The following is a 10,504-nucleotide window of genomic DNA, read 5'->3' as shown; positions in this document are numbered from 1 at the left end:
CCTCCTCAGCGGCGTGGTCGGAGGGCTGCTGGTCCCCGGATTCCTGGCTGCGCGGATGGACCACGCGCGCGGGTGCGGCCTCTCCCCTGGCCAGGCGGAGGCCCACCAGCGAGGCGGGTCCCGCGCTGCCCCCGGCCTCGGTGGCTCCCTGCCGCTCGTCGGGGAAGCCGGCCAGGATCCGGGCGGTCTCCTTGAAGGTGCACAGCGGCGCACCGCGGGTCGGCGACACCGGCCGTCCCGCGCGGAGGTCGTCGACGAGGCGCCTGACGGTCGCCGGGGTCTGGTTGTCGAAGAACTCCCAGTTGACCATCACGACCGGCGCGTAGTCGCAGGCCGCGTTGCACTCGATGTGCTCCAGCGTGACCTTGCCGTCGTCGGTGGTCTCGCCGTTGCCGACGCCCAGGTGCTCCTGCAGCGTCTCGAAGATCGCGTCGCCGCCCATCACCGCGCACAGCGTGTTGGTGCAGACGCCCACCTGGTAGTCGCCGGACGGCTTGCGCCGGTACATGGTGTAGAAGGTGGCGACCGCGGTGACCTCGGCCGTGGTCAGGCCGAGTACGTCCGCGCAGAACTGCATCCCGGTGCGCGTGACGTAGCCCTCCTCCGACTGCACCAGGTGCAGCAGGGGCAGGAGGGCGGACCGGGAGTCGGGGTAGCGGGCGATGATCTCGCGCGCGTCGGTCTCCAGGCGGGCGCGGACGTCGTCCGGGTAGTCGGGCGCGGGCAGCTGCGGCATGCCCAGGCTGACGCCCTCGGAAGAAGAGGTGGTCACCGGTCGACGCCTCCCATCACGGGGTCGATGGACGCGACGGCGACGATGACGTCGGCGACCTGGCCGCCCTCGCACATCGCCGCCATGGCCTGCAGGTTGGTGAAGGACGGGTCGCGGAAGTGGACCCGGTAGGGGCGGGTGCCGCCGTCGGACACGGCGTGCACGCCGAGCTCGCCCTTGGGGGACTCGACCGCCACGTACGCCTGTCCCGGCGGTACGCGGAAGCCCTCGGTGACCAGCTTGAAGTGGTGGATCAGGGCCTCCATGGAGGTGCCCATGATCTTCTTGATGTGGTCGAGGGAGTTGCCCAGTCCGTCCGGTCCCAGGGCGAGCTGGGCGGGCCAGGCGATCTTCTTGTCGGCGACCATGACCGGCCCGGGCTGCAGCCGGTCCAGGCACTGCTCGACGATCCTGAGCGACTGGCGCATCTCCTCCAGGCGGATCAGGAAGCGGCCGTAGGCGTCGCAGGTGTCGGCGGTCGGGATGTCGAAGTCGTACGTCTCGTAGCCGCAGTACGGCTGGGCCTTGCGCAGGTCGTGCGGCAGGCCGGTGGCGCGCAGGATCGGGCCGGTGGCGCCGAGGGCCATGCAGCCGGCCAGGTCGAGGTAGCCGACGTCCTGCATGCGGGCCTTGAAGATGGGGTTCCCGGTGGCGAGCTTGTCGTACTCCGGGAGGTTCTTCTTCATCTTCTTCACGAACTCGCGGATCTGGTCCACCGCGCCGGGCGGCAGGTCCTGGGCGAGTCCGCCGGGCCGGATGTACGCGTGGTTCATCCGCAGGCCCGTGACCAGCTCGTAGATGTCGAGGATCATCTCCCGGTCGCGGAACCCGTAGATCATGATCGTGGTGGCGCCGAGCTCCATGCCTCCCGTGGCGATGCACACCAGGTGGGAGGAGAGCCGGTTCAGCTCCATCAGGAGCACCCGGATGATCGTGGCCCGGTCGGGGACCTCGTCCTCGATGCCGAGGAGTTTCTCGACGGCGAGGCAGTAGGCGGTCTCGTTGTAGAAGGACGTCAGGTAGTCCATGCGCGTGACGAAGGTGGTGCCCTGCGTCCACGTGCGGTACTCGAGGTTCTTCTCGATGCCGGTGTGCAGATAGCCGATGCCGCAGCGGGCCTCGGTGACGGTCTCGCCCTCGATCTCCAGGATCAGGCGCAGCACTCCGTGGGTGGACGGGTGCTGGGGGCCCATGTTGACGACGATGCGCTCGTCGTCGGCGCGGGCCGCGGACTGGACGACCTCGTCCCAGTCGCCACCGGTGACCGTGTAGACGGTGCCTTCCGTGGTCTCGCGGGCCGCTGCGGAAGAGGGGGTGTGCGTGCTCATGAGTACGACCTCCGCTGGTCCGGAGCCGGGATCTGTGCGCCCTTGTACTCGACGGGGATGCCGCCGAGGGGGTAGTCCTTGCGCTGCGGGTGGCCCTGCCAGTCGTCCGGCATCATGATCCGGGTCAGCGCGGGATGACCGTCGAAGACGATCCCGAAGAAGTCGTAGGTCTCGCGCTCGTGCCAGTCGTTCGTCGGATAGACCGAGAACAGCGACGGGATGTGCGGGTCGCTGTCGGGGGCGCTGACCTCGAGGCGGATCAGCCGGTTGTGGGTGATCGAGCGCAGGTGGTAGACGGCGTGCAGCTCGCGGCCCTTGTCGTGCGGGTAGTGGACGCCGCTGACCCCCGTGCACAGCTCGAAGCGCAGGGCCGGGTCGTCGCGCAGGGTGCGGGCGACGCGCAGCAGGTGCTCGCGCTCGATGTGGAAGGTGAGCTCGCCCCGGTCGACGACCGTCTTCTCGATGGCGTTGTCGGGCAGGAGTCCCTGTTCCTCCAGTGCGCCCTCGAGTTCGTCGGCGACCTCGTCGAACCAGCCGCCGTAGGGCCGGGTTGCCGGTCCCGGGAGGCGGACCGAGCGGACCAGGCCGCCGTAGCCGGAGGTGTCACCGCCGTTGTTGGCGCCGAACATGCCGCGCTGGACGCGGATCTCCTCGCCGCCCTCGCCGCGCCGGCCGGGCAGGTTCTCGGCGGAGAGGGCCTTCTCCGGGTTGACGCCGTTCGCGGACCCGTTCAGCCCGTTCGCGCCGCCCGTGCCCTTCGCACCGCCGGTGCCGTTCACGTCGCTCACCGCAGCAGCCCCTTCATCTCGATCGTGGGCACGGCCTTGAGCGCCGCCTCCTCCGCCTCGCGGGCCGCCTCCTCGGCGTTCACGCCGAGCTTGCTGGACTGGATCTTCTGGTGGAGCTTGAGGATCGCGTCCATCAGCATCTCGGGGCGGGGCGGGCAGCCGGGGAGGTAGATGTCGACGGGGACGACGTGGTCGACGCCCTGGACGATCGCGTAGTTGTTGAACATGCCGCCCGAGGAGGCGCAGACGCCCATGGAGATGACCCACTTGGGGTTGGGCATCTGGTCGTAGACCTGCCTGAGGACCGGCGCCATCTTCTGGCTGACCCGGCCGGCCACGATCATCAGGTCCGCCTGACGGGGCGAACCGCGGAACACCTCCATGCCGAAGCGCGCCAGGTCGTAGCGGCCGGCGCCGGTGGTCATCATCTCGATCGCGCAGCAGGCGAGGCCGAAAGTGGCCGGGAAGACGGACGCCTTGCGCACCCAGCCCGCGGCCTGCTCGACGGTCGTCAGCAGGAATCCGCTCGGCAGCTTTTCTTCGAGTCCCATGTCTGTAAGGCCCCTCAGTCCCATTCCAGGCCGCCGCGCCGCCATACGTACGCGTAGGCGACGAAGACGGTGAGCACGAAGAGCAGCATCTCCACGAGCCCGAAAACACCCAGGGCGTCGAAGGTGACCGCCCAGGGGTAGAGGAAGACGATCTCGATGTCGAAGACGATGAAGAGCATCGCCGTCAGGTAGTACTTGATGGGGAAGCGCCCGCCGCCGGCCGGCGTGGGGGTCGGCTCGATACCGCACTCGTACGCCTCGAGCTTGGCGCGGTTGTACCGCTTCGGACCGATCAGCGTGGCCATGACCACGGAGAAGATCGCAAAGCCTGCCCCGAGGGCTCCCAGTACGAGGATGGGCGCATACGCGTTCACCGCTCCTCGCTCCTCTCAGTCGGCACTGACTGCTGGCGGTTCGCTGGACTCAGATCCGTCTCATCTGTCCCACCACCCCCGCTGGCCCCGGCGAAGATCGAGAACATGTGAAGCAGGTCACAAGCCCAACTGCAGGGCATCTTATGCCCGACGCTCTGTGATCTGCGACACGGGGTATTACTCGAGCTTTGTGATCTCCACCACCTGACGAACGATCATCAAGGCGGATGAGCGGTGATCTTCGCACTCGAAGCACCTGAGCGATCACCAGTGGTTACATTTTACCGCGTATTTGCAGGTGGGAGAGGGTCTGCACTATCAGATGCCCAGCGTCCGGCGCAAAGTGGCGATGGCCGTCAAGACCTTGATATAGGGCTGCTTTTCACACATCGGGGGGACGGCGGAACGGGAAGTGGACACGTTCACCGCTTCACGAGCGGTCGGCCGCCGACGGGAGAGGCGCGGGAGAGGCATCCGAGTCCCTTGAGGCTCGCGAGATTGGCGTGACTCTTGTGATGAAAGGGACTTCAGTTAGTCAAACAGGCATATCGCTCACAACGCCCTCGCAGCCGCGAGTGGGCCTGATGCACAGACGCAGGGCGGCCCGGTGACCGTTCCGTGACCTCCGCCACATCCATGAGAAGGGCATGAGAACCGGGCTTGGCCAACGATCCCAACCAGTGGTAGGCGCCGGGGCAATTCGGGCGTAACAGCGAAAGACCATGATCACAGGCATGATCACGTGCGCCCGCAATGTCCGTTACGGCGTCAATAAAGAGCGACACGCCCGGGATTCGGGATACCGATTGAGTAAATGTGGCGCAGCACACGTTTCTTGAAGATATGAAGGAGCCCCTGATACCGGTTGTTCCCATGTCCCACACCGCTCACATACGCAGCCACCGGAAACCCCGCCGTAGCGCGTCGAAAATCGCGATGCGGGCCGGAGTTGCCGGTGGCGTCCTCGGCACGCTGGCAGTGGCCGGTGCGTCCGCCTCGTCGGCGAACGCGGCCGAGCCGGTCACCCAGACCCTTGAACTGCCCACGCTGACGGCCGACCTGGCCGCTCAGGTCGCCCAGTCCGCGGACGCCACGCAGCAGGCCGCCGCGAACTACCAGCTGCAGGCCGAGCGCGACGCGGCCGCCGCGAAGGCCGCGAAGCAGGCCAAGTCGGACCTCGCGGAGGCGAAGAAGAAGGCCGAGGCCGAGGCCAAGAAGAAGGCCGAAGAGGCCGCCGCCCGCAAGGCCGCCGCCGAGCGCGCCTCGCGCAGCACAGCGCGGACCACGCTCTCCGCCTCGACGGGCTCCGGCGTCTCCGCCTCCGTCTCCACGAGCACGTCCACGGCCACCGGTTCGGCCGCCGCCGTCATCTCCTTCGTCAAGGCGCAGATCGGCAAGTCCTACGTCATGGGCGCCACCGGGCCCAGCGCCTACGACTGCTCCGGTCTGGTCCAGGCCGCCTTCAAGCAGGTGGGCATCAGCCTGCCGCGCGTCTCGCAGGACCAGTCGACCGCCGGCACCCAGGTGTCGCTGTCCAACCTGCAGCCGGGCGACATCCTCTACTGGGGCGGCGCGGGCAGCGCGTACCACGTGGCCGTGTACGTCGGTGACGGTATGTTCGTCGGCGCGCAGAACCCGTCCACCGGCATCGTGGAGAAGCCTCTGTCGTACGACCCGCCGACCGGCGCGGTCCGGGTGCTCTGAGGCACCACGCAGAGCCGTACGGGGTGAAGGGCCGCAGCCGCTCGGGGGCAGCGGCCCTTCCGGCTTTCCCGGTTCGCCCGGTTCGCCCGGAGAGGACCTGAACAGACCCCGAAGAGACCCCGACCGCCTTCCGGGCGGACATGGACGAGGCCGGCTCGCAGAACGAGCCGGCCTCTCCGTCATCGCGTCCCGCGGTGGCTACGCCTTCGGCGCCACCTTGCTCAGGCCGTTGATGATGCGGTCCATCGCGTCGCCGCCCGTGGGGTCGGTGAGGTTGGCCAGCAGCTTGAGGGTGAACTTCATCAGCAGCGGGTGGGTCAGGCCGCGCTGGGCGGCGATCTGCATGACCTTCGGGTTGCCGATGAGCTTCACGAAGGCCCGGCCCAGCGTGTAGTAGCCGCCGTAGGTGTCCTTCAGGACGCGCGGGTAGCGCTGGAGGGCGAGTTCGCGCGCGGCGGCCGTGCCGCGGGAGTGCGCCTGGACGATGATGTCGGCGGCAAGCTGGCCGGACTCCATGGCGTAGGCGATGCCCTCGCCGTTGAAGGGGTTCACCAGGCCGCCGGCGTCACCGACGAGCAGCAGCCCGCGCGTGTAGTGCGGCTGGCGGTTGAAGGCCATGGGCAGCGCGGCACCGCGGATCGGCCCCGTCATGTTCTCCGGCGTGTAGCCCCAGTCCTCGGGCATGGAGGCGCACCACGCCTTGAGGATCTCGCGCCAGTCCAGCTCCTTGAAGGAGGCGGAGGTGTTGAGCACGCCGAGGCCCACGTTGGACGTGCCGTCGCCCATGCCGAAGATCCAGCCGTAGCCGGGCAGGAGACGGTCCTGGGGGCCGCGGCGGTCCCACAGCTCCAGCCAGGACTCGAGGTAGTCGTCGTCGTGGCGCGGCGAGGTGAAGTACGTCCGTACGGCCACGCCCATCGGGCGGTCCTCGCGGCGGTGCAGGCCCATCGCCAGGGACAGCCGGGTGGAGTTGCCGTCGGCGGCGACGACGAGCGGCGCGTGGAAGGTGACCTCGCGCTTCTCCTCGCCCAGCTTGGCCTTCACCCCGGTGATGCGGCCGGTGCGGTCGTCGACGACCGGCCCGGAGACGTTGCAGCGCTCGAACAGCCGCGCGCCGGCCTTCTGGGCCTGCCGGGCGAGCTGCTCGTCGAAGTCGTCGCGCTTGCGGACGAGTCCGTAGTCGGGGAAGGAGGCGAGTTCCGGCCAGTCCAGCTGGAGCCGGACACCACCGCCGATGATCCGCAGGCCCTTGTTGCGCAGCCAGCCGGCCTCTTCCGAGACGTCGATGCCCATGGCGACGAGCTGTTTGACGGCGCGCGGGGTGAGACCGTCGCCGCAGACCTTCTCGCGCGGAAACTCGGTCTTCTCCAGCAGGAGTACATCGAGACCGGCCCGCGCGAGGTGGTAGGCGGTGGTGGAACCGGCCGGCCCCGCGCCCACGACGATCACATCAGCGGTGTTCTCGGAGAGGGGCTCAGTCACGACGGTCACGGCGGGATCTCCCCAAGTTCGAAATCTGCGTGCCGACCGGCACTGGACATGGGCAGTCTATTCAGCAGAATTGATCACCCGGCCGAAGGGATGCCCAGTGAACCGAGCCCTCCCCGTCGTAAGGCTGCGCGTCCCCACCGACGAGGACGCCGTCGCCTGGCACCGGATCTTCGACGACCCGGACGTCATGGAGTTCCACGGCGGCAGGCCGGCCGAGCTTTCCGTCTACGAGGAACTCACCGCCCGCCAGCGCCGGCACGACGCCGAACGGGGCTTCTGCTTCTGGACGATGCTGGACGAGTCCGGCACGGTCATGGGTTTCACCGGCGCCCAGCCGTGGCCGGGCGACTGGGGTCCGGTGGGAGAGATCGAGATCGGCTGGCGGCTCGGACGGGAGTACTGGGGCCGGGGATACGTCACCGCCGCCGCCCGGACGACCCTGGAGCGGTTGCGCGCGGTGGGGCTGCCGACGGTGGTGGCCATGGTGGACGCCGGCAACGCGCGGTCCATCGCCGTCACCCGGCGCCTCGGCATGCGCCTCGAGGAGACCTTCGTGGCCCCGGTGTCGCGACGCGAAGGCCACCGCTACCGGCTCGACCTCGACGCATCGTGACGGAGCGTATTCGATTGTCACGGAAAGACACCTGACGCTTCCGGGCGGCACCCTGGCCGGTTACCCTTCCAGTACCGCTGGGGGTGACGTCTGTGCACATAACACCCAAGACACCGGAAGTGCGCGTTCCGCGCCTGGTCGGACTGATGGCCATGGACGCGCGCGAGACCGCCCGGGCGCGGGGCCTGTTCCTCAACGCTCCCGACCGCCCGGACTTCCATCTGACCGTCGTCGACTACGTCGTACGCCAGTACCCGCAGCCCGGTGCCGAGGTGCCGCGGGACTCCATGGTGTACGTGTGGTTCGACTTCGGCCTGGGCGAGGGCGGCGGAGGCGTCCGCGAGCCGCGCGTCCCCAGGCCGCCCGCGGGCGGTCTACCGCGGGAACTGGACGAACCGGGCCGGCCGTACGCCGTCACCCCGCTTTGAAAGCCCGGTGCAGGGCCACGATGCCGCCGCTGAGGTTGCGCCAGGCCACCTGCGACCAGCCCGCCTTGCGCAGCCGCTCGGCCAGCGCGGGCTGGTCGGGCCAGGCGCGGATGGACTCGGCGAGGTAGACGTACGCGTCGGGGTTGGAGGACACCGCGCGCGCCACGGGCGGCAGGGCGCGCATCAGGTACTCGGTGTAGACGGTGCGGAACGGCGCCCAGGTGGGGTGCGAGAACTCGCAGATCACCACCCGGCCGCCGGGCCGGGTCACCCGGTGCATCTCGCGCAGCGCCGCGTCGAAGTCCTGGACGTTGCGCAGCCCGAAGGAGATGGTGACCGCGTCGAAGCTGTCGTCCTTGAACGGCAGCCGAGTGGCGTCGCCGGCCGTGAACGGCAGCCAGGAGTGCCGCCGCTTGCCGACCTGGAGCATCCCGAGAGAGAAGTCGCAGGGGACGACGTAGGCGCCGGCGCGGGTGAAGGGCAGCGAGGAGGTGGCCGTACCGGCGGCCAGGTCGAGGACCTTCTGCGCCGGCCGGGCGTCGACCGCTCTGGCGACCTCCCTGCGCCACCGCCGGTCCTGTCCCAGGGACAGCACGTCGTTGGTCAGGTCGTACCGTTCCGCCACGCCGTCGAACATCGAGGCGACTTCGTGCGGCTGCTTCTCCAGGGATGCGCGGGTCACGGGCCCATTGTGGCAGGCGGGGGTGCGGTGTCACGGAAGCAGCCTCGGCTTCTTCCGCCCGGCCACATCCTCCACCCACCCGCGCAGCAGCACGAACACGCCGATCAGCACGCAGCCGACCCCCGAACAGGAACCACTGGCTGCCCAGCGGCAGGTACATCCCGAAGGCGGGCACGTCCCACATCCGGTCGATCAGCGGGACCGCCAGGACCAGCGCGATCTCGTGCCACAGGTGAGCCGATCTGACCGCCGGGGCCCTTTCCGCCGCTGCCGAAGAGCAGCAGCTGCGAGGGGTTGAGCGAGGTGCCCCAGCCCATGAAGGCCGCACCGAGCACGACGGCGTACGCCAGACACGCGACAGCGAGGAGAAGACCGATCCGGCGCGGCAGCTTCGACCGGCGTCCGGAGGTGTCGACGAACACGGGCCCCTCGGCGGCCCGGGTGCCGCGTTTGCGACGGCGCCCCCGCCCGACGGCGCGGGTCTCGATGGCGGGATCGGCAGGCCCGTGTTGCATTCCCCGCGCATTAGGCAGCCTTTTTGTGGCCTTACCTCCGTGATTCTTGTGAGCCGCCCATGAAAAGAACGGCAACCTGTCTCTTTCGCATGAAATTCGACCAGTACCGTTCCCGTGGCCCGGATGACCGGGCTCGTGTGAGACATTTCCAGCTCGAAATCCCGTTTGTTTCGGTCTGAGACAGCCGTCACATCGAGCACGTCAAGACGGACATCACGAGAGCTGGGTGCAAGCGCCATGAGGAGTCTGCTGACGAAGACGGCCGGTCTGACCTGCCTGTTCGCCCTGACGGCCACGGGCTGCTCGGCGGGCTCGGGCGGCTCGTCGGACGCGGCCGCGCCGGCCGCCGGCAAAGCGGCGTCGCCCCGGGCCACCGATAAGGCGTCGACCACGTCGTACGCCCCCTACGTAAGCGCCACCACGGCGGCCGTCACCGATTCCGCGGGCTCACCGACGACATACAACCTGGCTTTTGTCATCTCCGACGGAAGCGGCTGCACACCGAAGTGGAACGGCACCTACGCCATCGGCGACACGGCGGTGAAAAACCGGATCGCCGGACTGAGGAAATCGGGCGCCACCGTCCGCGTGTCCTTCGGCGGGGCCTCCGGCAAGGAACTGGCGGCGGCCTGCGGCAGCGTGGCGGCACTGGCGAGGGCGTACGGCCAGGCGCTGGACGCGGCCGGCGCCGACCAGGCGGACTTCGACATCGAGGGCGACGAGCTGACCGACTCCGCCTCCGTCGCCCTGCGCTCGCAGGCGGTCCGTGAACTCCAGCGGCAGCGCCCGGAGCTGAGGGTCTCCTTCACGCTGCCCGTGATGCCCTCCGGGCTGGACGCCGACAGCCTGGCCCTGCTGCAGTCCGCGAACACCTATGACGTGCAGGTCTCCACTGTCAACCTGATGACCATGGACTACGGCGAGTCGTACACCGGCGACATGGGCGCGTACGCGATCACCGCCGCGAAGGCCGCCCACACCCAGCTGGAGAAGGTCTTCGGCCTGTCGGACGCGGTCGCCTGGCAGGGCATGGCGCTCACCTCGATGGTCGGCGTCAACGACGTGGCCGGGGAGACCTTCACGCTCTCCGACGCGGCCCAGGTGCGGGCCTTCGCCGAGGAGAAGAAGATCGCCTGGGTCTCCATGTGGTCGACCTTCCGCGACCAGCCGTGCCGGCAGGGCGAGTCGTCGCAGGACGACGCGGCCACCGACTGCAGCGGGGTGTCCCAGAGCGCGGGGGCGTTCGCGCGGGCCTTCG

The 10,504-nt window shown here is 69.0% G+C and carries 10 protein-coding genes and 2 pseudogenes; 4 read left to right on the top strand and 8 right to left on the bottom strand.

Features of this window, described 5'->3' with window-relative positions; all coding sequences use genetic code 11:
* Position 1: 1 nt before the first annotated feature.
* The 5 genes and pseudogenes from nuoE to IE318_RS24100 all read right to left on the bottom strand — a co-directional run.
* Positions 2-772, bottom strand: a pseudogene (nuoE, locus tag IE318_RS24120) (NADH-quinone oxidoreductase subunit NuoE); the annotation flags it as partial.
* Complete coding sequence (locus IE318_RS24115) at positions 769-2,100, bottom strand: NADH-quinone oxidoreductase subunit D (protein ID WP_030174340.1); 1,332 nt, start codon at positions 2,098-2,100, stop codon at positions 769-771. The pseudogene nuoE and the gene IE318_RS24115, both read right to left, overlap by 4 nt.
* Positions 2,097-2,888, bottom strand: a complete 792-nt coding sequence (locus IE318_RS24110) for an NADH-quinone oxidoreductase subunit C (protein WP_030174337.1) — start codon at positions 2,886-2,888, stop codon at positions 2,097-2,099. Before IE318_RS24110 ends, IE318_RS24115 begins: the two co-directional genes overlap by 4 nt.
* A complete protein-coding gene (locus tag IE318_RS24105; RefSeq protein WP_189903605.1) occupies positions 2,885-3,439 on the bottom strand; it encodes a NuoB/complex I 20 kDa subunit family protein in 555 nt (184 codons plus the stop codon). The genes IE318_RS24110 and IE318_RS24105 overlap by 4 nt, the downstream gene beginning before the upstream one ends.
* Before the next feature lie 14 nt (positions 3,440-3,453).
* Positions 3,454-3,813, bottom strand: coding sequence for an NADH-quinone oxidoreductase subunit A (locus IE318_RS24100; protein ID WP_007383963.1), 360 nt, complete (start codon positions 3,811-3,813; stop codon positions 3,454-3,456).
* An 873-nt stretch (positions 3,814-4,686) separates the two neighbouring features.
* Between IE318_RS24100 and IE318_RS24095 the strand changes: the two genes are divergently transcribed.
* Positions 4,687-5,517 (top strand): C40 family peptidase, encoded by an 831-nt coding sequence (locus IE318_RS24095; protein WP_189903603.1) that lies wholly within the window; start codon positions 4,687-4,689, stop codon positions 5,515-5,517.
* Positions 5,518-5,715: 198 nt separating this feature from the next.
* Here IE318_RS24095 and IE318_RS24090 read toward each other — a convergent pair whose 3' ends face one another.
* Positions 5,716-7,008, bottom strand: coding sequence for a geranylgeranyl reductase family protein (locus IE318_RS24090; protein WP_030174322.1), 1,293 nt, complete (start codon positions 7,006-7,008; stop codon positions 5,716-5,718).
* 97 nt (positions 7,009-7,105) lie between these two features.
* Here IE318_RS24090 and IE318_RS24085 point away from each other — a divergent pair, with 97 nt between their 5' ends.
* Together IE318_RS24085 and IE318_RS24080 are read left to right on the top strand one after the other, a co-directional pair.
* Positions 7,106-7,621 carry a GNAT family N-acetyltransferase gene (locus tag IE318_RS24085; RefSeq protein WP_189903601.1) on the top strand — a complete coding sequence of 172 codons (516 nt, stop codon included), beginning with the start codon at positions 7,106-7,108 and terminating at the stop codon, positions 7,619-7,621.
* A gap of 119 nt (positions 7,622-7,740) precedes the next feature.
* Positions 7,741-8,049: a PASTA domain-containing protein gene (locus tag IE318_RS24080; protein ID WP_078917187.1), complete on the top strand. Its 309-nt coding sequence runs from the start codon at positions 7,741-7,743 to the stop codon at positions 8,047-8,049.
* Here IE318_RS24080 and IE318_RS24075 read toward each other — a convergent pair.
* Together IE318_RS24075 and IE318_RS45170 are read right to left on the bottom strand one after the other, a co-directional pair.
* Positions 8,036-8,731 (bottom strand): demethylmenaquinone methyltransferase, encoded by a 696-nt coding sequence (locus IE318_RS24075; RefSeq protein ID WP_189903599.1) that lies wholly within the window; start codon positions 8,729-8,731, stop codon positions 8,036-8,038. The two genes, IE318_RS24080 and IE318_RS24075, sit on opposite strands and share 14 nt — an antisense overlap.
* A 30-nt stretch (positions 8,732-8,761) precedes the next feature.
* Positions 8,762-8,966, bottom strand: a pseudogene (locus IE318_RS45170) (acyltransferase family protein); the annotation flags it as partial.
* Positions 8,967-9,483: 517 nt separating this feature from the next.
* Between IE318_RS45170 and IE318_RS24070 the strand changes: the two are divergent.
* A partial coding sequence (locus IE318_RS24070) for a chitinase (RefSeq protein WP_189903597.1) occupies positions 9,484-10,504 on the top strand: 1,021 nt, incomplete at its 3' end.

The sequence above is a fragment of the Streptomyces spiralis genome, assembly GCF_014654675.1.
In the GTDB taxonomy this organism is placed as follows: Bacteria; Actinomycetota; Actinomycetes; order Streptomycetales; family Streptomycetaceae; genus Streptomyces; species Streptomyces spiralis.
The sequence above is the reverse complement of the archived record's forward strand: the minus strand, read 5'-3'. Positions and strand labels throughout refer to the sequence as shown.